Genomic DNA, 24,699 nt, shown 5'->3' on the forward strand with positions numbered 1-24,699 from the left:
ATGCCCTCAGAGGAGCGCCACCACCGCGGCGGGGTCCTCGACGTGCGGGTTGTGCCCGAGACCGGCCCACGTGACCACCTCCGCGCCGAGACCGGCGTAGTTGGCGGCGCGCACCATCACGTCCTCGGATCCCCGCCCCAGCGTGACCGGACAGGAGACGCCGGCGAGCAGGGCCGGCATGTCCGGCACGCCGAAGTCGAAGGTCCCCATGTCCTGGGCGATCCGCCAGCCGTCCGTCGTCGCGCGCACGCCGGCGGAGTGGGCCGGGTCGGCGGGATCGGCGAGGCCGCGGAGCCCGGAGGCCATCAGGTAGCGCTCCACCGCCTCCTCGCGGGTCGCGAAGACCCGGGCCGGCTTGAGCGACTGGCCGCGCATGCCCTCGACGTGCTCGGCGGGCCAGTAGGTCTTGATCGAGAAGCCGATCACCCGCTGCACGCCCGGCCGCCTGCCGGCCAGCGCGAGCGCGACCATCCCGCCCATGGAGTGACCGACCAGCACGAGCTCGCGGTCGTCGGGCAGCACCGAGCCGACGAGCCCGGCCTGCGCCTCGAAGGAGTACGACGGCGCCGGGTCCGAGCGCCCGTGGCCCGGCAGGTCCACGGCGACCCACTGCCCCGGCCAGGCCGCGGGGAGCAACGCCTCCACCCCGCGCCACAGCTCGGCCGTGCCCCCGAGCCCGTGGAGCAGCACGAGCAGCGGCCCCTGCTCGGAGGGGTCGTCGCCGCCGTACCGGTGCCAGATCACGGGCGTCAGGCTAACCAGCCCCTGTGAGGACGTGAGCACAAGTTGACCGAGGGGACCTCGCTCGGAGCCGCGTGGCGAAACGCCCGCCTCCCAGGATCGAGCCATGACGCTGACGCAACCTGCCCGCGAGCGCCGAGCCCGGCGCGGCTGGATCGACGAGTGGCACCCCGAGGACGAGCGGTTCTGGGCCGAGACCGGCGCGAAGGTGGCCCGGCGCAACCTGGTGTGGTCGATCTTCGCCGAGCACCTCGGTTTCTCGGTGTGGCTGATCTGGAGCGTCAGCTCCGCGTTCCTGCTGGCGCAGGGCTTCTCCTTCAGCCCGCAGCAGCTGTTCTTCCTCGTCGCGATCCCCAACCTGGTGGGCTCGCTGATCCGGGTGCCCTACACGTTGGCGGTGCCGCGGTTCGGGGGCCGCAGCTGGACGATGGTCAGCGCGAGCCTGTTGCTGATCCCCACGCTCTCGTTCGCGTGGTTCGTGACGCGGCCGGAGACGCCGTACTGGGTCTTCTGCGTGATCGCCGCGACGGCGGGCTTCGGTGGCGGGAACTTCGCGTCCTCGATGGCGAACATCAACTTCTTCTACCCGGCGCGCCTCAAGGGCGCGGCGCTCGGCCTCAACGCCGCAGGCGGCAACCTCGGCGTCGCGATCATCCAGCTCCTCCTGCCCGTCGTGGTCGGGGGTGCGGGCATCTTCGGTCTGGTGACGGCCTCCGAGGGCGGCATCCACCTCGAGCGCGCCGCGCTCGTCTACGCGGTCCTCGCGGTGGTGGCGGTGGTGGCCGCCGCGCGCTTCATGGACAACCTGAGCACCGCCCGGTCCAGCGTCCGCGAGCAGCTCGGCGTCGTCCGCAACCGACAGACCTGGGTGATGGCCTTCCTCTACATCGGGACCTTCGGCTCCTTCATCGGCTACTCCGCGGCGATGCCGCTGCTGATCCGGCTGAACTTCTGGCACCAGCCGGCGCCGGGTGTGCCGGGGACGGGCATCAACTTCGCCTACTACGCCTTCCTCGGCGCACTCATCGGCTCAGTGACCCGGCCGCTGGGCGGCCACCTCGCCGATCGGTTCGGCGGTGCGCGGGTGACGCTCGCGGCGTTCGGCGGCCTGCTCGCCGGGAGCCTCGGTGTGGTCTGGACGCTGACCCTGCTCGAGCCGCTGCCCCCGGCCGCGGCGCCGACGACCCCCACCGTGGAAGCGGTGGTGGACAGCAACGCGGACATCTTCCCCCTGTTCCTGGGGATGTTCCTGCTGATCTTCCTGTGCACCGGCATCGGCAACGGCTCGACGTACAAGATGATCCCGGCGATCTTCCGCACCGACGCCGAGCGCGCGACCGAGCCGGGCACTCCGGAGCGCGAGGCCGCACTGCTGGCCGGCACGAAGGGGTCGTCGGCCGCGGTCGGCATCATCGGCGCCGTCGGCGCGATCGGCGGCTTCCTCATCCCGATCACGTTCGGCTCGCCGTGGGTCACCGACCCGCTCGCCGCGACCCGCACCGCGTTCGTCGTGTTCGCCGCCTTCTACGTGGTCTGCGCGACGGTCACCTACGTCGTCTACCTCCGCAAGCCGCACCCCGCGAAGGCCGCGATGTCGTACGCCGGCATGGGGATCTGAGCCATGACCCGGACCCACTGCCCCTACTGCAGCCTCCAGTGCGGCATGACGCTGCAGACGAAGGGGCGTCCCGGTCCGAGGCAGGGCCTGGAGGTGCAGCCGTGGGCGGACTTCCCGGTCAACGAGGGCGCACTGTGCCGCAAGGGCTGGGCGGCCGCCGAGCTGCGCGGGCACCGCGAGCGGCTCACCACGCCGATGGTCCGCGACCGCGCCACCGGCGAGCTCCGCGCGGCGGGGTGGGACGAGGCGCTCGACCTCGTCGCCGCGCGGCTCCGCGAGCTGCAGGAGGCGTACGGCAAGGACAGCGTCGCCGTCTTCGGCGGCGGTGGGCTGACCAACGAGAAGGCCTACCAGCTCGGCAAGCTCGCGCGGGTCGCGCTCGGCACCAGCCAGATCGACTACAACGGCCGCTGGTGCATGTCGTCGGCGGCAAGCGCAGGCAACCAGGCGTTCGGGGTCGACCGCGGACTGCCCTTCCCCCTGGTCGACATCGAGGGTGCCGACGTCGTCGTCCTCGTCGGCTCCAACCTGGCCGAGACCATGCCGCCGGCCGCTCGCCACCTCGACCGGCTCCGCGAGCGCGGAGGCAAGGTCGTGGTGATCGACCCACGCCGTACCCCGACCGCCGAGCGCGCCGACCTCTTCCTGCAACCGGTGCCCGGCACCGACCTCGCGCTCGCGCAGGGCGTGCTGCACCTGCTCGACGCGACCGGCGCGGTCGACGAGGGGTACGTCGCGTCCCGCACGACCGGGTTCGACGAGGTCCGCCGCTCGGTGGCCTCCTGGTGGCCCGAGCGGGTCGAGCGGGTCACCGGTGTGTCGACGGGCGAGCTGCGCGCGCTCGCCGGCCTGGTCGCCGAGCACGACAAGGTCGTCATCCTCACCGCGCGCGGCGCCGAGCAGCACGCGCAGGGCACCGCGACCGTCCTCGGCTGGATCAACGTCGCGCTCGCCCGCGGCCTCCCCGGGCGAGCGCACGCCGGCTACGGCTGCCTGACCGGGCAGGGCCACGGCCCGGGCGGCCGGGAGCACGGCCAGAAGGCCGACCAGCTGCCCGGCTACCGGATGATCGACGACCCGGAGGCACGTCGGCACGTCGCCGGGGTCTGGGGCGTGGACCCGGACAGCCTGCCCGGCAAGGGCCGGTCGGCCTACGAGCTGCTCGAGTCGCTGGGCGACGGCGGCGGCGCCAGGGCGCTCCTGGTCCTCGGCTCCAACATCGTCGTGTCGGCACCCCGCGCCACCCACATCGCCCAGCGCCTGGAGTCCCTCGACCTGCTGGTGGTCTGCGACCTGGTGATGTCGGAGACGGCGGCCATCGCCGACGTCGTGCTCCCGGTGACCCAGTGGGCCGAGGAGACAGGGACGATGACCAACCTCGAGGGGCGGGTGGTCCTGCGCGAGCAGGCCGTCGCGCCGCCGAGCGGCGTGCGCAGCGATCTCGAGGTGATCGCCGCGCTGGCCGAACGGCTGGGCTCGCCGGTGCCGTTCAGCACCGACGCGGAGGAGGTCTTCGCCGAGCTCGGGCGGGCCTCGGAGGGTGGGACGGCCGACTACTCGGCGATCACCTACGACCGGATCCGAGCGGAGCACGGTGTCTTCTGGGGATCGCCCCGCATGTTCGCCGACACCTTCCCGACCCCCGACGGACGGGCGCGCTGCATCGACGTCGAGCACGCGGGCCCGGCCGAGCAGCCCGACGCCACCTACCCGGTGCACCTGACGACCGGGCGGGTGCTCGCGCAGTACCAGTCGGGTGCTCAGACCCGCCGCGTGCGCTCGCTCCCCGACGACGGACCCTTCGTCGAGCTGCACCCGATGCTCGCGGACCGGATCGGTGCCCGCGACGGCGCGCCGGTCGTCGTCCGCACGCGGCGAGGTGCGCTGGAGGCCCCCGCCCGCATCGTCACCACCATCCGCCCGGACACGGTCTTCGTGCCCTTCCACTGGGTGGGCGCCAACCGGCTCACCAACGACGCGCTCGACCCCTCGAGCCGGATGCCGGAGTTCAAGGTCTGCGCCGCCGAGGTCACCGCGTAGTTGTGAGAGTGACCTATAGGTCACTCTGGCAACGACGCGAGCCGCCTGTGGAGGGCGCCTGACGCCGTGCCGGGAAATCTGGGACGGTCCCGGCATGTCTCGGGGCGGCTGGGAGGGGCTCGCGCAGGTCCAGTGCGGGCTGATCACGCGCGCTCAGCTGGTGGGGTGTGGCGTCAACCGCTGGGCGGTCCGGCACCGCATCGACTCCGGCCGATGGCTGGAGCTGACGCCGACGGTCGTGGCGACCACGACCGGCCCCTTGTCCCGGGAGCAGCTGAAGTGGCTCGGGGTCCTCCATGCGGGCGGCGACGCCCTGCTCGGCGACCTCACCGCCGCCGAGCACCTGGGGCTCCGCAGCTGGACGCGCGACCACGTCACCGTGCTGGTCACCAAGGACGCGACGCCGGGAGTCGTCGAGCCCGTGGTGTTCGTGGGCACGCGGCACCCCCTCAAGGCGCTGGCCCGACGAGGGAGCGAGCTGCCCTGTGCGGCGATCGAGCCGGCCGTGCTCATGTTCGCCGCCCGCCAGCGCTCCGCGAGGACGGCCGACGGTGTGCTGGCGGCGGCGGTGCAGCAGAGGCTGACCACCCCCGCCGACCTCCTCGACTGGATCGACCGGCTGCGCCCCCTGCGGGGAGCGCCGAGGATGCGCTCGGTCCTGGCCGAGATCGGCGGCGGCGCGCACTCCGTCGCCGAGCTCGACCTCGGCCGGATGTGCCGGGCGCACCGGATCAGGCGTCCCGATCGGCAGGTCAGGCGACGCGATGCCACGGGGAGGATGCGCTACACCGACGGCGAGTGGCGCCTCGCCGACGGACGGACCCTGGTGCTGGAGGTCGACGGTGCCTTCCACATGGACGTCGAGCACTGGGAGGACGACCTCGCCCGCGCCCGGGCGCTCACCCGTCCGGACCGGTTGGTGGTCCGGTGCACGTCGCGGGAGGTGCGGGACGAGCCCGAGACGGTCGCCCGGGACCTCATCGCGCTCGGCGTTCCCCGCGCGTAGTTGTGAGAGTGACCCATAGGTCACTCTCACAACGACGAGGCGGCCGGTGCGGGCGTGAGGAACTGTTGACAACGGGGGTGAGCCCGGGGACCGCGACGCGAAACGTCGGCGCCGTTTCGTAGACACATGACCTCCAGCCCCGATCGCCCGCCTCGGCGCGTGGTGGTCGTCGGCAACGGCATGGCGGCGACCCGGCTCGTCGAGGAGCTCGTCGCGCGCCGGGCGACGGACTCGATGCGGATCACGGTCCTGGGCGACGAGCCGCGGCCGCCGTACAACCGGATCCTGCTGTCGGCCGTCCTCGAGGGCACGCACCGCCCGGAGGCGCTGACGCTGCGCGACCCGGAGTGGTACGCCGAGCACGGCATCGACCTGCGACCCGGCGCGCGCGTGCTGGAGATCGAGCGCGAGCTGAAGGACGTGATGCTCGTCGACGGCACGATCATCGAGTACGACGCCCTGGTGCTCGCCACGGGCAGCATCCCCACGCTCCCGCCGATCCGCGGCCTGGTGCGGATGGACGGCTCGCTGCACGAGGCCGTGCACGCGTTCCGCTCGCTGGCCGACTGCGAACGGCTGCTCCGGGCCGTCGAGCCGGCGGCCGCCGGTCGACGCGCGGTCGTGGTCGGCGGCGGCCTGCTCGGCCTGCAGGTGGCGCGGGCGCTGGGCGCCCGCGGCGTCGCCACCGAGATCGTCGAGGGCGGCGACCACCTGCTCCACCAGCAGCTCGGCCCGGCTGCCGGGCAGATCCTCCGGCGCGATCTGGTGCGCCTGGGCGTCGAGGTCTACACCGGCGCCCGCGCGGTGCGGATGTCCGATGTCGACGGCCGCGTCGCGCTCCGCCTCGACACCGGGCCCGTCCTCGAGACCGACCTCGTCGTGCTCACGGCCGGTGGGCGGCCCTCGACGGCGCTCGCCCGCAGGGCCGGGCTCGCGGTGCGCCGCGGGGTCGTCGTCGACGACCGGCTCGCGAGCGTGACCGATCCCGACGTGCACGCGATCGGCGACTGCGCCGAGCACGCCGGCAGGGTGACCGGGTTCGTGCCCCCTGCCTGGGAGCAGGCAGGCGTGCTGGCGGGCATCCTCTGCGACGAGCCGGTGAAGTACGACGGCAGCCGCGTCGTCGCCCGGCTGCGCGCCACCGGCCTCGACGTCGCAGTGCTCGGGGACCCCGAGAGGGAGGCGGCTGCCGGCGGCCAGGTGGTGGAGATGTCCAATCCGGTCCGCGGCTCGCACCGCCGTCTCGTCGTGAGGGACGGCCGGATCGTGGCGGGCGCGCTGGTGGGCGACCTCCACCGCGTCGGCCTCATCACGCAGCACTACGACCGCCAGACCGTGCTCGGGCCGAGCGAGCCCGGCGACCTGCTGCTCGCGGAGCGGGCGGCCGCGCCGGTCCGCCTCCCCGACGAGGCCGAGATCTGCACCTGCGCCGGGGTCACCGCCGGCGCGATCCGCGCGTGCTCGTCCGTCGACGATGCCCGCGAGACGACCCGCGCCACCACGGGATGTGGTGGCTGCGCCCCGACCGTCCGCCAGCTCGTGGCGGAGCGGTCCCGCCTCACCCCAGAAGGAGTCGGGTAGTCATGGCACAGCACCTGCGCAAGCAGCTCGTCGTCGTCGGTCACGGGATGGTCGGCCACCGGTTCGTGGAGTCCGCGATCTCGCGCGGTCTCACCGAGACCTACGACATCACCGTGGTCGGGGAGGAGCGGCGGCCGGCGTACGACCGGGTTGCGCTGACGTCGTACTTCGAGGTCGGCGCCGACGCGCTCAGCCTCCTGCCCGGAGGGCGGTACGACGACCCGCGCGTCACTCTTCGGCTCGGCTCCGAGGTCGTGGCGGTCTCGCCGCGGCAGCGGATCGTGACCCTCGCCAGCGGCGAGGACCTGCACTACGACGAGCTGGTCCTCGCGACCGGTGCTGCGCCGTTCGTGCCGCCGGTGCCCGGCGCCGACCTCGCCAACGTCTTCGTCTACCGGACCATCGAGGACCTCGACGCGATCCGCGACGCGTCGCGGAAGGGGCGCGTCGGCGCGGTCATCGGCGGGGGGCTGCTCGGGCTGGAGGCGGCGAACGCCCTGCACCAGCTGGGGGTCGAGACCCACGTCGTCGAGCTCGCGCCGCGCCTGATGGCCGTGCAGATCGACGACCTCGGCGGCAAGACGCTGAGCCAGCACATCAACCGGCTCGGCCTGACCATCCACACCGGAGCGATGACCGAGGCGATCCTCGGCGACCGGAAGGGCCGGGTCGACCGGCTCGCGCTGAAGGACCGCAACCCGCTCGAGGTCGACCTCGTCGTCTTCTCGGCCGGCATCCGTCCGCGCGACGCGCTGGCGCGGGCGGCCGGCCTCGACGTCGCCGACCGCGGTGGCGTGCTCGTCGACGGGTCGCTGCAGACGTCCGAGGAGCACATCTGGGCGATCGGCGAGTGCGCGGCGGTCGACGGACGGATGTACGGCCTGGTCGCACCGGGCTACGACATGGCCGAGATCGTGGTGGACCGGCTGCTCGGCGGCGGCGCGTCGTTCACCGGAGCCGACATGTCCACCAAGCTCAAGCTGCTCGGGGTCGACGTGGCGTCCTTCGGCGACGCGCACGGAGAGACCGAGGGCGCGCTCGAGCTGACCTACCAGGACGCGGTCTCGGGCATCTACAAGAAGCTCGTCATCAGCGAGGACGGCAAGCGCCTGCTCGGCGGCGTGCTCGTCGGCGACGCCGCGGCCTACGGGTTGCTCCGGCCGATGGTGTCGTCCGGGATGGAGCTCCCGGACAACCCGGAGGAGCTCATCCTCCCGTCGGCGCGCGGCGGTGCCGACATGGAGCTGCCCGACGACATGCAGGTCTGCTCCTGCAACGACGTCACGAAGGCCGACATCAAGCAGGCCGCGGCCGACGGCACGACGACCCGGGCCGGCTCTACCTGCGGCTCCTGCAGGACGGTCGTGAAGAAGATCGTCGAGGACTACTTCGCCAGCCAGGGCGTCGTCGTCGACAGGTCGCTGTGCGAGCACTTCCGGATGACCCGGCAGGAGCTCTTCGACGTCGTCGCCGTCCACGGCTACTCACGCTTCGACGACATCGTCGAGGCCCACGGCAGCGGCCGCGGCTGCGACATCTGCAAGCCCGCGGTGGCCTCCATCCTGGCGAGCCTGCTCAACCAGCACGTGCTCGCGCCGGGCAACCGCCAGCTGCAGGACACCAACGACGCCTACCTCGGCAACCTGCAGAAGAACGGCACCTACTCCGTCGTGCCCCGCATCCCCGGCGGTGAGATCACGCCCGACAAGCTGATCGTGATCGGGCAGGTGGCGCAGGACTTCGGGCTCTACACGAAGATCACCGGCGGCCAGCGCATCGACCTCTTCGGAGCCCGCATGGAGGACCTGCCGGCGATCTGGAAGCGGCTCGTCGACGCCGGGATGGAGTCCGGGCACGCCTACGGCAAGTCGCTGCGGACGGTGAAGTCGTGCGTCGGGTCCACCTGGTGCAGGTACGGCGTGCAGGACTCCGTCGGCCTCGCGATCGAGCTCGAGCTCCGCTACCGCGGGCTGCGCTCGCCGCACAAGCTCAAGGGCGGCGTCTCCGGGTGTGCGCGCGAGTGCGCCGAGGCGCGGTCGAAGGACTTCGGGATCATCGCCACCGAGAAGGGCTGGAACCTCTACGTCTGCGGCAACGGCGGCGCGATCCCGGCCCACGCGCAGCTGCTCGCCGGCGACCTCTCGAAGGACGACCTGGTGCGCTACCTCGACCGGTTCCTCATGTACTACATCCGCACGGCCGACCGGCTGCAGCGCACGTCGTACTGGCTCGACGCGGTCGACGGCGGGCTCGACCGGGTGCGGGAGATCGTCATCGACGACGCGCTCGGGCTCGGCGCGGAGCTGGAGGCGGCGATGGAGCGGCACGTCGCGTCGTACTTCGACGAGTGGCGCGCCACCATCGAGGACCCGGAGAAGCTCGCCCGGTTCGTCTCGTTCGTGAACGCGCCGGGCACGCCCGACCCCAACATCACCTTCCGCGAGGAGCGCGGCCAGATCCAGGCCGGCACCCTCGACGGACCGGTCGCCCTCGGCAGCACCATCGCCGTCGGAGCTCCCCGATGAGCACGACCGTGTGCCGGCTCGACCAGATCGAGCGGGAGGGAGGGGTCACCGCGCTCGTCGACGGCGAGGCGGTGGCCGTGTTCCGGACGTACGACGACCAGGTGTTCGCACTCTCCAACTACGACCCTTTCGGGCGGGCCTCGGTCCTGGCGCGCGGCATCGTCGGCACCCGGACCGTCGAGGACGAGGCGGTGCCGTTCGTCGCGAGCCCCCTCCTCAAGCAGGCCTTCGACCTCCGCACGGGCGCCTGCCTCGACGACCCGACCGTCGCCGTACCGACCTACGAGGTCTCGGTGGAGGACGGCGTGGTGTCGGTCGGCGCGCGGCGCGAGACAATCGGACCGTGACCGACCTGCCGCTCGCCGGCTTCACCGTGGGCGTGACCGCCGCCCGTCGCGCCGAGGAGCAGGTCGCGCTGCTCGAGCGCCGCGGCGCCAAGGTGGTGCACGCGCCCGCCCTGTCGGTCGACCCGAACCGGATCGACGAGGACGTCCTGCGGGCGGCGACCGAGGCGATGCTGACCCAGCCGGTCGACATCTTCCTGGTCACCACCGGCATCGGGCTGAAGTCGTGGTTCACCGCTGCCGAGCGCTGGGGGCTGTTGGACGACGTGGTCGCCCACCTCGCCGGGGCCGACATCCTGGCCCGTGGCCCGAAGAGCGTCGGCGCGCTGCGCCGCTTCGGCCTGCGCGAGCTCTGGTCGCCGGAGTCGGAGGAGTTCGAGGACGTGCTCGCCCACCTGCGCGGCCGTGACCTGGCCGGCGTGCGGATCGTGGTGCAGGAGCACGGCCAGTCCTTGTCCATGGCGGCCCACGCCCTGCGCCGGCTGGGCGCCGAGGTCACGACCGTGACGGTCTACCGCGTCGACGCCGCGGAGGACCTGGAGCCGATGTTCGGTCTCGTGGAGGCCGTCGTCGAGGGGGAGGTCGACGCCGTCACCTTCACCGCCGCGCCTGCGGTCGCGGCCATGATGGAGGCCGCCGCGACGGCCGGCCACCGCGACGACCTGATCAGCGCTTTCCAGGCCGACGTCGTCGCCGCCTGCGTCGGCCCGGTCACCGCCGCCGCCTTCGAGATGTGGGGCGTCCCGTCGGTCTACCCCGACCGGTCCCGCCTGGCCGCGATGGTCAAGCTGCTCGAGACCGAGCTGCCCTCCCGCGCGGGCGGCACCTCGCTCGAGGTCGCCGGCCACACCCTCCTGCTCCACGGCGAGGACGTGCTGCTCGACGGCGCACTGGTGAGGCTCTCCCCTGCGCCGGGAGCCGTCCTCCAGGCCCTGCTCGTCAACCCCGGCACCGTCGTCTCGCGCCGCGACCTGCTCGCGGCGCTGCCGTCCGGCACCGCCGGCTCCGAGCACGCCGTCGAGATGGCCGTCGCGCGGCTCCGCGCCGCCATCGGCACCCGCTGTGTCCAGACGGTCGTCAAGCGCGGCTACCGCCTCGCCACCGACTCCTGACCCCCTGGGTCAGCGGAAGTCGATGAGGAGCATCCCGGAGTCGTCGTCGGTGGGCGGCTCGACCGGCTCGGCGAGGTCGGGCACCTGCCCGAGGTCGGACAGCGCGACCGGCACGGTGTCCTCGCCGACGTACGGCGGCGCTCCTGCCGACTCCGCGGCCGCGGTCGGCCTCGGTGCGCTCTGCGGCTTGATGCCGACGACGGCGCGGTAGCACTGGGTGAGGTAGGGCAGCTGCATGCCGTCCATGCCGCGGCCGAAGTCGTCGTAGAACTCGACGACCTCGCGCAGCTTGGCCTCGCGCGCCTCCTGGGGGAGCGTCGCGACGTTGGAGCGGGACAGCACGAGGTCGCGCACCGACGCGCGGTCGATCACCTGCCAGTGCTTGAAGTCCTCGTGCTCGACGGGACCGAAGTACGGCGAGGACTCCAGCTCCTCGCCCGGACCGACGCCCTGCTCCTGGTGGCCGATGACGCGACCGAGCCGCTTGACCCACGGGATCCGCTCGTCGCGGGTGTTCCACACGATGCTGAGCGAGCCGCCGCGCTTGAGCACCCGTGCGATCTCGGGCAGCGCCCGCTCGTGGTCGAACCAGTGGTAGCTCTGCGCCGCGATCACGATGTCGAACGTGCTGTCCGGCACCGGGATCTCCTCGGCGGTGGACTGCGAGATCCGGGTGACGACGTAGTTGCGGGCCAGGACGTCGAGCATCGCCGGGTCGGGGTCGGTCGCGTGCACGTCGTGGCCGAGGGCCACCAGCTCCCGGGTCAGCTTGCCGGTGCCGGCACCGAGCTCGAGCACCGAGAGCGGCTCGTCGCCGGTCAGCCACCGCACGGCGTCGATCGGGTAGCCCGGCCGGCCGCGCTCGTAGGCGTCGACGACGCTGCCGAAGCAGCGGGCGGGATCGGGGCCGGTGCCCGTGCTCGGGGCTGCGGGGAGGTCGTCGGGTGCCATCGGGGCAACGTTAACCGTTCGGTAGCGTTCTTCCGGTGAGCGCGGACCCCTTGGCCTGGTTGGTGTCGCTCGAAGGCGTCCCGTCCGCCTTCGCAGGGGCCCGTGACGGCATCGACGCGGTGCTGCGCGACCGGGGCCTCCGTCGTACCTCTCCCGAGATGACCGGGGAGTCCCTCCTCCGCGGCGCCCACGCGAGCGCCGTCCTCGAGGGGTCCACGGCGACGCTGGCCCAGGTGCGGGCGGGCGAGGCCGACGAGATCGCCGCCGATGCGGTGCGGGTGTCGACGGAGCTGCTGGCCCTGGTCCCGGTCGTACGGCGCACGCCCCTCCAGGCGTTCGCCCGGCTGCACGCCCTGGCCGGTCACGGCGCGTTGCCGGCCGACCGCCTCGGTCGACCGCGGGACCCGGAGTCTGCGGGGGTCCTGCGCACGATCGCCGACCTCGTCACCGCCACGACGGAGGCGCCGGCCCTCGCCGTCGCTGCCGTCGTCCACGCCGACCTCTTCGTCAACGCCCCCTTCCCCTCCCACAACGGGATCGTCGCGCGTGCCGCCGAGCGCCTGCTGATCGCGGCCAAGGGCGTCGACGAGAAGTCGCTCGTCGTCCCCGAGGCCGCCCACCTCGCGCTGCGCGCCGAGTACGAGTCCAACCTGCGCGGCTACGCCAGTGGCAAGTCCTCCGGCATCCACTCCTGGCTCCTCTACACCGCCGAGGCCTACGCCGCCGCCGCCGAGGCCAGCCCGCTCGTGCGCGACGCCGAGTAGCCAGGTCCGAGCCGTTCGCTCGTCGAGTAGTCCGAGCTCGTTCCTCGCTCGCGGGCGCTACTCGACCTCCTCGGCCGACGCCGGCCGCGAGCAGGCTCGCGTCCGGCTGGCCTCGGAAAAATGCTGGTGGCACCCGAGTCACATAGGTCTCTCGGGTGCCACCGCTGACACATGACCGCTTGGCTACCAGGCGTGCTTCTCTGTATGCCGCCCCGAGAGTCTCCCGGTGACGTGCGCCCTGTTAGGAAGGGTGGATCGCCGCGTGGGTACCGGGGCCATGTGTTGCTTGGAGTTGTGACTCCTTTGTACGCCGCTTCACCTGCACCTTCAAGGGTTGTCTTTTGGTGCTGAGGGGAGTTCTCTGGGGAGACGTGAGCGCTCTTGCAGAACGGCGCGTACGACGGGCGAGAAGGCCTCAGGCGCTGAGGTTGCGGCGCTTCACGCCGACCCAGACGCCGACTCCGACGGCGACCACTCCGCCGACCGCGATGGCCGCGAGCGTGGGCTTCGACTGCGGCAGCGGCATCCGCGCGCGCAGGGCGACGGGCTTGCTGAAGATGAGCACGGGCCAGCCGTTGGCGGCCGCGGCCTTGCGCAGCTCGCGGTCGGGGTTGACGGCGTGCGGGTGGCCGACGATCTCGAGCATCGGGATGTCGGTGGAGGAGTCGCTGTAGGCGTAGCAGGAGGCGAGGTCGTAGCCGCGCTGGTCGGCGAGCTCGAGTATCGCGTTGGCCTTCTCCTGGGCGTAGGCGTAGTAGTCGATCTCGCCCGTGTAGTGCCCGTCGACGATCTCGAGCCTGGTCGCGACCACCCGGTCGGCACCGAGCATCGCGCCGATCGGCTCGACGACGTCGGTGCCCGACGACGACACGATGACGACGTCGCGCCCGGCCGCGTGGTGGTGCTCGATGAGCTGCACGGCCTCGTCGTAGACGATGGGGTCGACGATGTTGTGGAGCGTCTCGGCGACGATCTCCTTGACGGTGGCGACGTCCCAGCCGGCGACGAGCTGCGACATGAACTGCCGCATCTTCTCCATCTGGTCGTGGTCGGCACCGCCGACGAGGAAGACGAACTGGGCGTACGCCGACCGCAGCACCGCTCGGCGGGAGATCAGCCCGCCGGCCTGGAAGGGCTTGCTGAACGCCAGTGCGCTCGACTTCGCGATGATCGTCTTGTCGAGGTCGAAGAACGCCGCCTCGGGGCCCATGCGCTCATCGTAGGGGCCGGGAACCGTCCACAGCGTCACCGCGGCGCCGCGTCGCCCACAGGTGCGGAGCGCACCCGGGCGCAGGTACGGCGGTCCGGCACATCGTGACGCATGACCACCACGACCATCACCCCCGACGCGGGTGCCACGGCGAGCTCCCCGCTCATCCTCACCGCCGACGACGGACTGCTGTCCGAGCTCCTCCCGCTCGCTGCGGCCGCGGACGTCGTACCGACGACGGCGCGCGACCTGGTCGCCGCTCTCACGGCCTGGAGCCGTGCGCCCGTCGTGCTGGTCGGCGCCGACCTCGCCGCCGACCTTGCTGCGGCCGCGCCCGACCGGCGGCCCCACGTCTACGTGCTCGCGGCCGGGCGCGCCCCTGACGAGCTCTTCCGCACGGCGCTCCAGATAGGCGCGGAGCAGGTCGTCGAGCTGGCCTCGGCGTCGGCGTGGCTGGTCGAGCTGCTCGCCGACCTGACCGAGCGGCGCGCGGCGCGAGGACGCGTGATCGGCGTCGTCGGCGGTTCGGGAGGCGCGGGGGCGACGACCTTCGCGTGTGCACTCGGCCAAGCCGCGGCCCGCGCGGGGGAGGCGGTCGTGATCGACTGCGACCCGCAGGGCCCGGGACTCGACCGCATGCTCGGCCTCGAGCGCACCGACGGGTTCCGGTGGGACGCGTTGTGCCGGACGACCGGCCGGCTGAGCGCGCGCGCCCTCCGTGACGCCCTGCCGCGCAGCGGCAAGCTGGGCGTCCTGTCCTGGTACGCCGGCCCCGGCACGCCGACGCTCCAGGCGTTCGCCGTCCGGGAGGCACTGTCCGCGGCGCGCCGCGGACACGACACGGTCGTGGTCGACCTGCCGCGCACACCCGACCGGCTCGTCGACGAGGTGGCCGCGCGCTGTGACGAGCTGGTCGTGGTGACCGTGGGCAGCGTGCTCGGCGTCAGCGCCGCGACCCGGACGACCGAGCGGTTCGCGCGGCACCCCGGCGTCGGGCTCGTCCTGCGCGGGGAGGGCGTCGCCGCCGCCGACGTGGCGGCCGTGCTCAAGCTGCCGGTGCGGGTGCAGATGCGCGACCAGCCCCGGCTGGAGGAGGCGCTCGACCTGGGCTTCGGGCCGCTGCGATCCCGGCGCGGCCCCTTGGCGCGCGCCGTCGGCGCGGTGCTGCGCGAGCGGGTCGGAGGTGCGGCGTGAGCGCCCTCGACGTGATGGGTGACGTCACCGCGCTCGTCGAGGAGGTGCGCAGCCGGCTCGCCCGGTCACCGGGTGACCTGACACCGCACCGCGTCGCCGAGGCGTTGCGGGCCGCCGGTCGGCCGGTCGGTGACGCGACGGTCCTCGCGGTCTACGAGTCCTTGCGCCGCGACGTCGTCGGGGCGGGGCCGCTCGAGCCGCTGCTCCGCCAGCCCGGGGTCACCGACGTCCTCGTCAACGGCCCGGGCGAGGTGCGGGTCGACCGCGGCGCCGGTCTCGAGCCGTCGGGAGTGCGGATCGACTCGGAGGACTCCGTCCGGCGGCTCGCGCAGCGGTTGGTCGCGACGGGTGGGAGGCGGCTCGACGATGCGGCGCCGTACGCCGACGTCCGGCTGCCCGACGGCACCCGCTGCCATGCCGTGCTGGCGCCGATCGCCCGGCCCGGCACCTCGATCTCGTTGCGCGTGCCGCGACGGAGCGGCTTCACCCTCGATCAGCTGCGTGAGGCGGGCACGCTGACCAGGGAGTCGCTCGAGCTGGTGCGACTCGTGGTCGGGTCCCGGCTGGCGTTCCTGGTGACGGGCGGCACCGGCAGCGGCAAGACGACGCTGCTGGCCTCGTTGCTCGGCGCGGTCGACGAGGCCGAGCGGATCGTCGTGGTCGAGGACGCGTCCGAGCTGCGGCCGGACCATCCGCACGTGGTGGGCCTCGAGGCGCGCCCGCCCAACCTCGAGGGCGCCGGCGCCGTCGTGCTGCGCGACCTGGTCCGGCAGGCGTTGCGGATGCGGCCGGACCGGCTCGTCGTCGGCGAGGTGCGCGACGGCGCGGTGGTCGACCTGCTCGCCGCGATGAACACCGGGCACGAGGGCGGCTGCGGCACGCTGCACGCCAACTCCGCCGCCGACCTGCCCGCGCGCATCGAGGCGCTCGCGCTCGCCGCGGGGCTGGGTCGCGAGGCGGCGCACAGCCAGCTCGTCTCGGCGGTCGACGTGGTGCTCCACATGGTCCGCGGCCGCGACGGCCGGCGCCGGCTCGGCGAGGTGGCGCTGCTCGACCGGGCGTCGGACGGGCTGGCGCGCACCGTCACCGCCGCGGCCGTCTCCATCGACGGCGAGCTGTCCGCGGGCCCGGCCGCCGGGCGCCTGCTCGACCTGATCGAGTCGCGGCGGCACCGGTGAGCGGGTGGGCTCCGCTCGCTTGCCTCCTCGCCGCGACCGCGGCCGCTCTGCTCGCACCGGCCACGAGGACGGTGGGGGTGCGCGGTCCGCGCGGTCGGTCGTCGTACGTCGTCGTGGCCGGTGGAGCCGGCGGCGGCTGCTGGTTGCTGGCCGACGACCCGCGCATCCTCGCGCTCGGTCTCGTCGCGACGGCCACGGCAGTCGGGACTGCGCGGATGGCCGCGCGACGGCGGGCCGACCGGCGGGCGGTGGAGGTGCGCGGCCGGGTGGTCGAGGTGTGCGATGCGCTCCAGGCGGAGCTGGCGGCCGGTCAGACGTCCTCGACAGCGCTGGCCCGCGCTGCCGCCGAGTGGCCGGTGCTGCTGCCGGTCAGCCGGATCCGCGAGTCCGGTGGCGACGTCCCGCGGGCCCTGCGGCAGCTCGCCGACCTCCCCGGAGCCGGCGACCTGCGGGTGGTCGCGGCCGCCTGGCAGGTCGCCCACCGCACCGGCCACGGCCTGGCCGACGCGCTCGCCCGGGTGGCGGCCGAGCTGCGGGAGGCCGAGCAGACCCGGCGGGTGGTGGCCGGCGAGCTGGCGTCCGCCCGGGCGACCGCACGGCTGGTGGCCGGGCTTCCCCTGGTCGCCCTGCTGATGGGCAGCGGCGCCGGGGCCGATCCGTGGGCCTTCCTGCTCCGTGAGCCGCTCGGGCTCGGCTGCCTGGCCGCAGGGCTCGCCTGCGGCATGGCCGGGGTCGCCTGGATCGAGGCGCTCGCCCGCAGCGTCGAGACGGGGCGGTGAGGTGGTCCTCGTGGCGGCCGCGCTGGCCGGGCTCGCCGTGGCGCTCGGCCGCCCTGCCCCGTGGTCGGTGCCGCGGTCCGTGCGAGCAGGTCCGGCGCGGCCGATCGCGTCGGCCGGTCCCCGTGAGCAGCTGTTGCGTCGCGGGAGGCTGCTCTGGGCCTTGCTGGCGGGCGCCGGCGCCGCGGCGGTCCTGGGTGGGGCTGCGGCCCTGCCTGCCGGGGGCGTCCTGGCGGTGGTGGTGTGGACCGCCGCCGGCAGGATCGAGCCGCGCTCGGAGCGGCTGCGCCGCGAGGAGGTACGACGCGACCTCCCGCACGTGGTGACCCTGCTCGCCGCCGCGCTCCGGGCCGGGAGCGCACCCGGACCGGCGATCGAGCTGGTCTGCCGCTCCCTGCCCGGCGCGGCGTCAGACCTGCTCGGGCCCGTGGGGACGCGGCTCGCGCTGGGCGCCGACCCGCACGAGGTGTGGTCAGCGCTCGCCGACGACCTCGTCGTCGGCCCCCTCGGTCGCACGATGGCGCGGGCGCACCGCTCGGGGGCTCCGGTGGTGGGCGCCGTGGAGAGGCTCTCCGAGGAGCTCGCCCGCCGCGCCCGCGGCGAGGTCGAGGACCGGGCCCGGGCGATCGGCGTGCGGGCCGCGGTCCCGCTCGGCGTCTGCCTCCTGCCGGCCTTCCTTCTCCTCGGGATCGTCCCGCTCGTCGCCGGGCTGGCCCGCTCGATCGCGTGGTGACCGGACTGACAGGACCGGCAACCGTCCACAGGCAACGCCTCGGCGCCCGCTCCTCCACACCGCCGCACCTGCCGGGGCGGGATCGTCGGCCCGTGCCCGCAGGCTCTCGCGCACCGGCTGGCCGCACCAGGTGGCCGGCCACCATCCAGGAGGCGACATGACTCGACCCATCACCCTGCTGCACGGCGACGAGCACGGCATCACCACGGCGGAGTACGCCGTCGGCACGGCTGCCGGCGCCGGCCTCGCGGGCCTGCTCTACAAGCTCCTCACCGGTGGCTTCGGCGAGCGGATGCTCCACACGCTCTTCGACCACGTCTTCAGCCTGCTCGGCATCGGATGATCGCCCGGACGGTGCGGGACGAGCGCGGCATCGTCACCGCGGAGCTCGCCATGGGCCTGCCGCTGCTCCTCGCGGTCACCACCGGACTGGTCTGGCTGCTGTCCGTCGGTGCGGCCCAGGTCCGCACGGTGGACGCCGCGCGCGAGTGCGCCCGCGCCGTCGCCCGCGGCGACGACCAGGCCGCGGCGGTCGCGGTGGGGGAGCGGGTCGCACCCGAGGGCGTCCGGGTGGCGGTCGCCACCAGCGGCGACCGCGTGACGGCGACGGCGAGCGGTCACGTGCCGGGCCCGGGCGGTCTGTTCGCCTTCCTGCCCGGGGTGGACGTCGGCGCCGAGGCGGTCGCGGTGGCCGAGGAGGATCCGTGAGGCGCGGCCCCGACGAGCGGGGGTCGGCGACGCTGCTGGTGGTGGCGTGTGCGGGGGTGCTGCTGATGCTCGGCGCCGCACTGGCGGTGGTCGCGGCGATGGTGGCCGCTCACCGCACGGCGCAGGCCGCGGCGGACCTCGCGGCCCTCGCCGGCGCGGCCGCCGCCGGGGACGGAGCGGACCCGTGCACCGCGGCGGCGTCCGTCGCCGCGGCCAACGGCGCGAGCCTGACGGACTGTCGGGCGGACGGCACCCAGGTGAGCGTCGTGGTCCTTGCCGCCGGGCCGCACTGGCTCGGTCAGCCGGATGACCTCACGGCACGGGCGCGTGCCGGACCCGAGGAGGTGGTGCTCAGCCGTTGAGGTCGTCCTCGTCGTCGTGCCGGCGGTCGGCCTCGGCCCGGTCGAGCTTCTCCGAGAGCGCGGCCATCTTCTTCTGCTCCTTGCGACGCCGCCACCCCTGCTTCGCGCCGAGCTTGAGCGCCCAGAGCCCGGCGAGGATCAGCAGGGTCGCGACGACCCCGGCGAGGAAGACACCCTCCGGTGACAGGTTGACGTTGGCGATCTCGATGGTGGCCTTGCCGTTGTCCGAGGAGGCGTCGGCGGTGAAGAGGCCGAGCAGCACGATCACCGCGCCGGCGAGGAGCAGGACCAGAGCGAGGATCACCATGGAGCGACCCTAGTGCGACGGACCCGCCTCGGCGAGCAGCGCGTCGAGCAGGAGCACGGCGCCGGCCTTGTCGAGCGGGTCGTTGCCGTTCCCGCACTTCGGTGACTGGATGCACGACGGGCAGCCGGTGGCGCACTCGCACGCGGCGATCGCTTCGCGGGTCGCGGTCAGCCAGGCGCGGGCGGTGGTGTAGCCACGCTCGGCGAAGCCCGCCCCACCCGGGTGGCCGTCGTGGACGAAGACGGTGAGCACGCCGGTGTCGGGGTGGCGGGCGGTCGAGACGCCGCCGATGTCCCACCGGTCGCAGGTGGCGAAGAGCGGGAGGAGGCCGATCGAGCAGTGCTCCGCGGCGTGGGCCGCGCCGGGGAGGTCCGCGGTCGCGAGCCCGGTGTCGGCCACCACGTCGTCGGGGACCGTCCACCACACCGCACTGGTGCGAAGGGTGCGCACGGGCAGGTCGAGCGGCGTCTCGTCGATGACCTCGCCGGTGCGGACCCGGCGGCGGAGGTAGGACGTCACCTGGTTGCTCACGTCGACCGAGCCGAACGAGATCCGGGACCGGCCCCAGGCCTGGTGCCGACGCTCCTCGACGATGACGATGTCGGCGACGTCGCGAGCGGTGGTGGTGTAGTCGGCGTCGCTGGGACGGATCTCGGCGACGTGGTGCTCGAGGTCGAGGCACTCGACCTCCCAGGTCTGGCCGCGGTGCACGTAGATCGCCCCGGTGTGCGCGGTCGTGTGGGCGCGGCCGCCGTCGACGGTGCCGACCACCCGGCCGGTGCCGGCCTCCACGAGCTGCACCTGGGCTCCGCCCGTGGAGCGGATGTCGGCCAGGTCGGCGGCGCGGCGCTGGTCGGTCCAGTACCACCCCGACGCACGCCGCCGCAGCAGTCCGGCCCGCACGAGGTCGTCGAGCAGGCCCCGTGCGGTCGGCCCGAAGAGGTCGAGGTCGGCCATCGTCAGGGGGTGCTCCTGCGCGGCCGCGCAGAGGTGCGGTCCGAGCACGTACGGGTTGTCGGGGTCGAAGACGGTGCCTTCGACGGGCTGTCCGAGCAGCGCCTCCGGGTGGTGGACGAGGTAGGTGTCGAGCGGGTCGTCGCGGGCGATGAGCATGCCGAGCGCGCCGCCGCCGGACCGGCCCGCACGGCCGACCTGCTGCCAGAAGGCCGCGCGGGTGCCGGGGAACCCGGTGACCAGGACCGCGTCGAGCCCGCTGACGTCGATGCCGAGCTCGAGCGCGTTGGTGGCCGCCATCCCGAGGAGCCGGCCGCTGCGGAGGTCGTCCTCGAGCGCCCGCCGCTCCTCGGGCAGGTAGCCGCCCCGGTAGGAGTCGACCGCGCGACCCAACGACGGGTCGACCTCGGCGAGCAGGTCGGACGCCCGCTGGGCCACCTGCTCCACGCCGCGTCGCGACCGGACGAAGGCCAACGACCGCACCCCCTCGACGACGAGGTCGGCGAGGAGGTCGGCGGTCTCGGCGGTGGCCGGCCGTCGTACGGGTGCGCCCTGCTCGCCGGCGTAGGACGTCAGGGGCGGCTCCCACAGCCCGACCGCGACCTCGCCGCGGGGGGAGTCGTCGTCGGTGACCGCGGCGACCTCGAGGCCGGTGAGCCGGCGTGCGGCGACCTCGGGGTCGGCCACCGTGGCCGAGGCGAGGACGAAGATCGGGGTCGAGCCGTGGCGTGCGCAGACCCGGCGCAGCCGGCGCAGCACCTGGGCCACGTGCGCGCCGAAGACCCCGCGGTAGTGGTGGCACTCGTCGACGACGACGTAGTCGACAGTGGCGAAGAACCGGGCCCACCGGTCGTGCGCGGGCAGCAGCGACCGGTGCAGCATGTCGGGGTTGGTGAGGACGTACTCCGCGTGGTCGCGGGTCCACTCCCGCTGCTCCTGGGGGCTGTCGCCGTCGTGGGTCGACACCCGCACGTCGAGCCCGAGCCCGTCGATCGCGGCCCGTTGGTCCTGGGCCAGCGCCTTGGTCGGCGCCAGGTAGAGGGTGCTCGAACCTCGCTGGCCGCGCGGACCCCGCCCGGCCCGGATCGCCGTCAGTGCGGGCAGGAGGTAGCCCAGCGACTTGCCCGACGCCGTGCCGGTGGCCAGCACGACGTGCTGCCCCGCGTGGGCGTGCTCGGCGGCGAGCACCTGGTGACGCCACGGCCGCAGCACGCCGCGGGAGGCGTAGGCCGAGACGACCTCCGGGTCGGCCCACGTCGGCCAGTCGGCGCCGACCGACGGCCGCGCCGGGATCCGCTCGAGGTGGGTCAGCCGGTCGGCCCGCGAGGCCCCCGACGCGAGCCGCTCGAGGAGCGCCACGGCGTCCACGCCGGCGCCGGGCGCGGTGCGTACGGCGGCGGGCGAGGCGGTCATGACGCTCATTCTGCTCGCGGGGGCCGACAGAAGGCCGCTCCCGGTTCCGCTGAGCGTGGTAGGAAGGGCATGGTTTGATATCCGCCGACGTACTGCGACTTTCTCTGGGATGGACAACGTGGACCTGACACTTTCGACGCGCGAGGTCGGAGGGCGCACCGTTGTCGCCGTCGGGGGCGAGATCGACGTCTACACCGCGCCGAAGCTCCGCGACACCATCACCGAGCTCGTCGCCGCCGGCAGCTACGACCTGATCATCGACATGGAGCAGGTCGAGTTCCTCGACTCCACGGGCCTCGGCGTGCTCGTGGGCGGCCTGAAGAAGGTGCGCGCCCACGAGGGCTCGCTCCAGCTGATCTGCAACCAGGACCGGCTCCTGAAGATCTTCCGGATCACCGGCCTGGCCAAGGTGTTCACGATCCACCCCTCCGCCGAGGAAGCGCTGGCCTGACGGTCGCCGGGCTGCTCCGCAGCCCTTCCGCTCGGTGACTGCGCCGCGCACGTCACCGTGTCTCGACACGTGCGCACCCGACCCCTCGACCATCCCGGTCGTTGAGTAGTCCGAGCCCCTGGGCGAGGACGTATCGAGACGCCTGCTCCCGACCGCCGGCCCCCAGGTCGGCGGGCCACGTCGCGGGGTCTCGTGACGGTCGCCGGCGCGGCCTCCCCGACCATCGGCTGCCTCCTGGTCGGGACGGATCGGGACCCGGTCCCCGCGGGGCGGCCCGAAGCTGCAGGTGATCCCGGTCACACCCTCGGTGTGTTGTGCGCCACACCGTGCGTAGACTCCGGCCACGTTCAAGACCCGGGTCGAGAAAACGACCCGAACCCCTGACCACTCCCCCAGGAGGAAACGCATGCCCGGGACTCTTCCCGCTGTCGTGGAGGTCGAAGGCGGTGACTTCGTGCTGGTCGCCCTGGTGGGCCTCATCGCGCTCGGCTCGCTCGCGATGGCCGTCCTGTTCCGCCAGCAGGTCCTCGCCGCCGGCGAGGGCACCGAGAACATGCGCCGTATCGCGCAGGCCGTCCAGGAAGGCGCCAGCGCCTACCTGACGCGCCAGTTCCGGACCCTCGCGATCTTCGCCGCGATCGCCTTCTTCGCCCTCATGGCCCTGCCGGCCGACGACGCCACCGTGCGGATCTTCCGCTCGGTGTTCTTCCTCGTCGGCGCCGGCTTCTCGGCCGCCATCGGCTACCTCGGCATGTCGCTGGCGGTGCGGGCCAACCTCCGCGTCGCCGCGGCGGCCGAGACCGAGGGCCGTGATCCGGCGATGAACATCGGCTTCCGCACCGGCGCGTTCGTCGGCATGGCGACGGTGGGCCTCGGCCTCCTCGGCGCCAGCGTCGTCGTCCTCTGCTTCCAGGACGAGGCGCCCAAGGTGCTCGAGGGCTTCGGCTTCGGCGCCGCGCTGCTCGCGATGTTCATGCGTGTCGGTGGCGGCATCTTCACCAAGGCCGCCGACGTGGGCGCCGACCTGGTCGGCAAGGTCGAGCAGAACATCCCCGAGGACGACCCGCGCAACGCCGCGACCATCGCCGACAACGTCGGCGACAACGTGGGCGACTGCGCCGGCATGGCGGCCGACCTGTTCGAGTCGTACGCCGTCACGCTGGTCGCCGCGCTGATCCTCGGTTCGCAGGCCTTCGGCGACAAGGGCCTGGTCTTCCCGCTGATCGTGCCGGCCATCGGCGCGCTCTCCGCGATCGCCGGTGTCTTCCTCACCCGCCCCCGGGCCGGCGAGAGCGGTCTCACCACGATCAACCGGGCGTTCTACATGTCGGCAGCCGTGGGCGCGGTCGCCAGTGCGATCGCCGCCTTCATCTACCTGCCGAAGGACTGGGCGGACCTCAACGGCACCGGTGGCGTGCTCGACGTGGGCGCCGACGTACCCGACCTCAACCCGGCGGTCTTCGCGGCCGGCGCGGTCGTCATCGGCATCGTGCTCGCGGCAGCGATCCTGGCCCTCACCGGCTACTTCACCGGCACCGACCACCGTCCGGTCAAGGACGTCGCCCGGACCTCGCTGACCGGTCACGCCACCGTGATCCTGTCCGGCCTCTCGGTCGGCCTGGAGTCCGCCGTCTACACCGCGATCGTCATCGGCGCGGCGGTCTTCGGCGCGGCGTTGCTCGCCGGCGGGTCGCTGACCCTGGCGCTGTTCGCCGTGTCCCTGGCGGGTTGCGGCCTGCTGACGACCGTCGGCGTCATCGTCGCGATGGACACCTTCGGGCCCGTCTCCGACAACGCCCAGGGCATCGCAGAGATGTCCGGCGACGTCAGCCCCGCGGGCGCGCAGATCCTGACGGAGCTCGACGCGGTGGGCAACACCACCAAGGCGATCACCAAGGGCATCGCCATCGCGACCGCCGTGCTCGCGGCGAGCGCGCTGTTCGCGTCGTACACCCAGAGCGCCTTCGACGAGGCCGGCCGCTACGCCGACGACGTCCTCAGCGGCTTCGTGGTCTTCGACGCCAAGCTCATCGTGGGTGCGCTGCTCGGCGCCGGCGTGGTGTTCCTCTTCTCCGGCCTCGCGATCAACGCGGTCGGACGCGCGGCAGGTGCCGTCGTCTTCGAGGTGCGCCGCCAGTTCCGCGAGATCCCCGGGATCATGGAGGGCACGGGTCGTCCGGAGTACGGTCGCGTGGTCGACATCGTGACCCGCGACTCGCTCCGCGAGCTGGCCACGCCGGGCATCCTCGCGATCCTGGCCCCGATCGCCGTGGGCTTCGGGCTCGGCGTCGGTCCGCTCGCCGGCTTCCTGGTCGGTGCGATCGCGACCGGCACGCTGATGGCGGTCTTCCTCGCCAACGCGGGCGGCGCCTGGGACAACGCCAAGAAGCTGGTCGAGGACGGTCACCACGGCGGCAAGGGGTCGGAGGCCCACGCCGCGACGGTGACCGGTGACACCGTCGGTGACCCGTTCAAGGACACCGCCGGTCCGGCCATCAACCCGTTGCTCAAGGTGATGAACCTGGTGTCGCTGCTCATCGTCGGCGCCATCGTGAACCTGAGCTACGGCAAGGACGAGAACGACGCCGTGCGGATCATCATCGCGATCGTCGCGGCGGCCGGGATCGCGATCGCGGTCTACATCTCCAAGCAGCGCCAGTCGCAGCTCGGTGACGTCGAGGCACCCGCGGTGACCGACGCCGTCTAGCGGCACCGCACGTCCAGCGTCCCG

General features: G+C 73.4%; 22 protein-coding genes. 17 read left to right on the forward strand and 5 right to left on the reverse strand.

From position 1 onward, the window contains the following. Nucleotides 1-6: 6 nt before the first annotated feature. Nucleotides 7-744, reverse strand: coding sequence for an alpha/beta fold hydrolase (locus tag ACAX67_RS03005; protein ID WP_370702330.1), 738 nt, complete (start codon nucleotides 742-744; stop codon nucleotides 7-9). Between the two features lie 103 nt (nucleotides 745-847). Here ACAX67_RS03005 and ACAX67_RS03010 point away from each other — a divergent pair, with 103 nt between their 5' ends. From ACAX67_RS03010 to ACAX67_RS03040, 7 genes are all read left to right on the forward strand, one after another. Then, on the forward strand, nucleotides 848-2,359 hold the full coding sequence (locus ACAX67_RS03010; RefSeq protein ID WP_370702331.1) for an MFS transporter: 1,512 nt from the start codon (nucleotides 848-850) through the stop codon (nucleotides 2,357-2,359). Nucleotides 2,360-2,362: 3 nt separating this feature from the next. Continuing rightward, nucleotides 2,363-4,399 carry a molybdopterin oxidoreductase family protein gene (locus ACAX67_RS03015; protein ID WP_370702332.1) on the forward strand — a complete coding sequence of 679 codons (2,037 nt, stop codon included), beginning with the start codon at nucleotides 2,363-2,365 and terminating at the stop codon, nucleotides 4,397-4,399. A gap of 94 nt (nucleotides 4,400-4,493) precedes the next feature. Beyond that, nucleotides 4,494-5,405 carry a hypothetical protein gene (locus ACAX67_RS03020; protein WP_370702333.1) on the forward strand — a complete coding sequence of 304 codons (912 nt, stop codon included), beginning with the start codon at nucleotides 4,494-4,496 and terminating at the stop codon, nucleotides 5,403-5,405. 126 nt (nucleotides 5,406-5,531) lie between these two features. Continuing rightward, nucleotides 5,532-6,986, forward strand: coding sequence for an FAD-dependent oxidoreductase (locus tag ACAX67_RS03025; RefSeq protein WP_370702334.1), 1,455 nt, complete (start codon nucleotides 5,532-5,534; stop codon nucleotides 6,984-6,986). 2 nt (nucleotides 6,987-6,988) lie between these two features. After that, a complete protein-coding gene (gene nirB, locus ACAX67_RS03030; protein WP_370702335.1) occupies nucleotides 6,989-9,511 on the forward strand; it encodes a nitrite reductase large subunit NirB in 2,523 nt (840 codons plus the stop codon). Then, nucleotides 9,508-9,858, forward strand: a complete 351-nt coding sequence (gene nirD, locus ACAX67_RS03035) for a nitrite reductase small subunit NirD (RefSeq protein ID WP_370702336.1) — start codon at nucleotides 9,508-9,510, stop codon at nucleotides 9,856-9,858. The genes nirB and nirD overlap by 4 nt, the downstream gene beginning before the upstream one ends. Continuing rightward, nucleotides 9,855-10,967, forward strand: coding sequence for a uroporphyrinogen-III synthase (locus ACAX67_RS03040; protein ID WP_370702337.1), 1,113 nt, complete (start codon nucleotides 9,855-9,857; stop codon nucleotides 10,965-10,967). The genes nirD and ACAX67_RS03040 overlap by 4 nt, the downstream gene beginning before the upstream one ends. A 9-nt stretch (nucleotides 10,968-10,976) precedes the next feature. Here ACAX67_RS03040 and ACAX67_RS03045 read toward each other — a convergent pair whose 3' ends face one another. Beyond that, nucleotides 10,977-11,918, reverse strand: coding sequence for a class I SAM-dependent methyltransferase (locus ACAX67_RS03045; RefSeq protein WP_370702338.1), 942 nt, complete (start codon nucleotides 11,916-11,918; stop codon nucleotides 10,977-10,979). 35 nt (nucleotides 11,919-11,953) lie between these two features. On the opposite strand from ACAX67_RS03045, the gene ACAX67_RS03050 reads away from it, so the two are divergent. After that, nucleotides 11,954-12,682 carry a Fic family protein gene (locus ACAX67_RS03050; RefSeq protein WP_370702339.1) on the forward strand — a complete coding sequence of 243 codons (729 nt, stop codon included), beginning with the start codon at nucleotides 11,954-11,956 and terminating at the stop codon, nucleotides 12,680-12,682. Nucleotides 12,683-13,097: 415 nt separating this feature from the next. Here ACAX67_RS03050 and ACAX67_RS03055 read toward each other — a convergent pair whose 3' ends face one another. Next, nucleotides 13,098-13,892 (reverse strand): HAD family hydrolase, encoded by a 795-nt coding sequence (locus ACAX67_RS03055; RefSeq protein ID WP_370702340.1) that lies wholly within the window; start codon nucleotides 13,890-13,892, stop codon nucleotides 13,098-13,100. A gap of 111 nt (nucleotides 13,893-14,003) precedes the next feature. On the opposite strand from ACAX67_RS03055, the gene ssd reads away from it, so the two are divergent. The 7 genes from ssd (at nucleotide 14,004) to ACAX67_RS03090 (ending at nucleotide 18,843) form a co-directional block, all read left to right on the forward strand. Next, nucleotides 14,004-15,086 (forward strand): septum site-determining protein Ssd, encoded by a 1,083-nt coding sequence (gene ssd / locus ACAX67_RS03060; RefSeq protein WP_370702341.1) that lies wholly within the window; start codon nucleotides 14,004-14,006, stop codon nucleotides 15,084-15,086. A gap of 14 nt (nucleotides 15,087-15,100) precedes the next feature. Continuing rightward, the gene (locus ACAX67_RS03065; RefSeq protein WP_370703633.1) at nucleotides 15,101-16,264 is read left to right on the forward strand and encodes a TadA family conjugal transfer-associated ATPase; all 1,164 of its coding nucleotides are present in this window, start codon (nucleotides 15,101-15,103) and stop codon (nucleotides 16,262-16,264) included. 77 nt (nucleotides 16,265-16,341) lie between these two features. Next, complete coding sequence (locus ACAX67_RS03070) at nucleotides 16,342-17,043, forward strand: type II secretion system F family protein (RefSeq protein ID WP_370702342.1); 702 nt, start codon at nucleotides 16,342-16,344, stop codon at nucleotides 17,041-17,043. Between the two features lie 10 nt (nucleotides 17,044-17,053). Beyond that, nucleotides 17,054-17,773 carry a type II secretion system F family protein gene (locus tag ACAX67_RS03075; RefSeq protein WP_370702343.1) on the forward strand — a complete coding sequence of 240 codons (720 nt, stop codon included), beginning with the start codon at nucleotides 17,054-17,056 and terminating at the stop codon, nucleotides 17,771-17,773. 157 nt (nucleotides 17,774-17,930) lie between these two features. Further along, complete coding sequence (locus ACAX67_RS03080) at nucleotides 17,931-18,116, forward strand: DUF4244 domain-containing protein (RefSeq protein WP_370702344.1); 186 nt, start codon at nucleotides 17,931-17,933, stop codon at nucleotides 18,114-18,116. Continuing rightward, complete coding sequence (locus ACAX67_RS03085; protein ID WP_370702345.1) at nucleotides 18,113-18,481, forward strand: TadE family type IV pilus minor pilin; 369 nt, start codon at nucleotides 18,113-18,115, stop codon at nucleotides 18,479-18,481. The genes ACAX67_RS03080 and ACAX67_RS03085 overlap by 4 nt, the downstream gene beginning before the upstream one ends. After that, nucleotides 18,478-18,843: an Rv3654c family TadE-like protein gene (locus ACAX67_RS03090; RefSeq protein WP_370702346.1), complete on the forward strand. Its 366-nt coding sequence runs from the start codon at nucleotides 18,478-18,480 to the stop codon at nucleotides 18,841-18,843. The genes ACAX67_RS03085 and ACAX67_RS03090 overlap by 4 nt, the downstream gene beginning before the upstream one ends. Here the strand turns inward: ACAX67_RS03090 and ACAX67_RS03095 are convergent. Together ACAX67_RS03095 and sftH are read right to left on the reverse strand one after the other, a co-directional pair. After that, nucleotides 18,833-19,150 (reverse strand): hypothetical protein, encoded by a 318-nt coding sequence (locus tag ACAX67_RS03095; protein ID WP_370702347.1) that lies wholly within the window; start codon nucleotides 19,148-19,150, stop codon nucleotides 18,833-18,835. The two genes, ACAX67_RS03090 and ACAX67_RS03095, sit on opposite strands and share 11 nt — an antisense overlap. A 9-nt stretch (nucleotides 19,151-19,159) precedes the next feature. Beyond that, entirely contained in the window at nucleotides 19,160-21,517 is a 2,358-nt protein-coding gene (gene sftH / locus ACAX67_RS03100; protein WP_370702348.1) for a DNA 3'-5' helicase SftH, read from the reverse strand. A gap of 109 nt (nucleotides 21,518-21,626) precedes the next feature. Between sftH and ACAX67_RS03105 the strand changes: the two genes are divergently transcribed. Together ACAX67_RS03105 and ACAX67_RS03110 are read left to right on the forward strand one after the other, a co-directional pair. Beyond that, nucleotides 21,627-21,968: an STAS domain-containing protein gene (locus tag ACAX67_RS03105; RefSeq protein ID WP_527890982.1), complete on the forward strand. Its 342-nt coding sequence runs from the start codon at nucleotides 21,627-21,629 to the stop codon at nucleotides 21,966-21,968. Between the two features lie 406 nt (nucleotides 21,969-22,374). Beyond that, nucleotides 22,375-24,675, forward strand: a complete 2,301-nt coding sequence (locus ACAX67_RS03110) for a sodium-translocating pyrophosphatase (RefSeq protein ID WP_370702350.1) — start codon at nucleotides 22,375-22,377, stop codon at nucleotides 24,673-24,675. Nucleotides 24,676-24,699 lie beyond the last annotated feature (24 nt).

The sequence above is a fragment of the Nocardioides candidus genome, from assembly GCF_041321175.1.
Taxonomy (GTDB): domain Bacteria; phylum Actinomycetota; class Actinomycetes; order Propionibacteriales; family Nocardioidaceae; genus Nocardioides.

Excerpts from the sequence above, each read along its gene's own strand:
- ACAX67_RS03010 (WP_370702331.1), top strand. The coding sequence starts at position 848 with ATGACGCTGACGCAACCTGCCCGCGAGCGCCGAGCCCGGCGCGGCTGG.
- ACAX67_RS03015 (WP_370702332.1), top strand. The coding sequence starts at position 2,363 with ATGACCCGGACCCACTGCCCCTACTGCAGCCTCCAGTGCGGCATGACG.
- ACAX67_RS03020 (WP_370702333.1), top strand. The coding sequence starts at position 4,494 with ATGTCTCGGGGCGGCTGGGAGGGGCTCGCGCAGGTCCAGTGCGGGCTG.
- ACAX67_RS03025 (WP_370702334.1), top strand. The coding sequence starts at position 5,532 with ATGACCTCCAGCCCCGATCGCCCGCCTCGGCGCGTGGTGGTCGTCGGC.
- nirB (WP_370702335.1), top strand. The coding sequence starts at position 6,989 with ATGGCACAGCACCTGCGCAAGCAGCTCGTCGTCGTCGGTCACGGGATG.
- nirD (WP_370702336.1), top strand. The coding sequence starts at position 9,508 with ATGAGCACGACCGTGTGCCGGCTCGACCAGATCGAGCGGGAGGGAGGG.
- ACAX67_RS03045 (WP_370702338.1), bottom strand. The coding sequence starts at position 11,918 with ATGGCACCCGACGACCTCCCCGCAGCCCCGAGCACGGGCACCGGCCCC.
- ACAX67_RS03055 (WP_370702340.1), bottom strand. The coding sequence starts at position 13,892 with ATGGGCCCCGAGGCGGCGTTCTTCGACCTCGACAAGACGATCATCGCG.
- ssd (WP_370702341.1), top strand. The coding sequence starts at position 14,004 with ATGACCACCACGACCATCACCCCCGACGCGGGTGCCACGGCGAGCTCC.
- ACAX67_RS03065 (WP_370703633.1), top strand. The coding sequence starts at position 15,101 with ATGGGTGACGTCACCGCGCTCGTCGAGGAGGTGCGCAGCCGGCTCGCC.
- ACAX67_RS03080 (WP_370702344.1), top strand. The coding sequence starts at position 17,931 with ATGACTCGACCCATCACCCTGCTGCACGGCGACGAGCACGGCATCACC.
- ACAX67_RS03085 (WP_370702345.1), top strand. The coding sequence starts at position 18,113 with ATGATCGCCCGGACGGTGCGGGACGAGCGCGGCATCGTCACCGCGGAG.
- ACAX67_RS03095 (WP_370702347.1), bottom strand. The coding sequence starts at position 19,150 with ATGGTGATCCTCGCTCTGGTCCTGCTCCTCGCCGGCGCGGTGATCGTG.
- sftH (WP_370702348.1), bottom strand. The coding sequence starts at position 21,517 with ATGACCGCCTCGCCCGCCGCCGTACGCACCGCGCCCGGCGCCGGCGTG.
- ACAX67_RS03105 (WP_527890982.1), top strand. The coding sequence starts at position 21,627 with ATGGACAACGTGGACCTGACACTTTCGACGCGCGAGGTCGGAGGGCGC.
- ACAX67_RS03110 (WP_370702350.1), top strand. The coding sequence starts at position 22,375 with ATGCCCGGGACTCTTCCCGCTGTCGTGGAGGTCGAAGGCGGTGACTTC.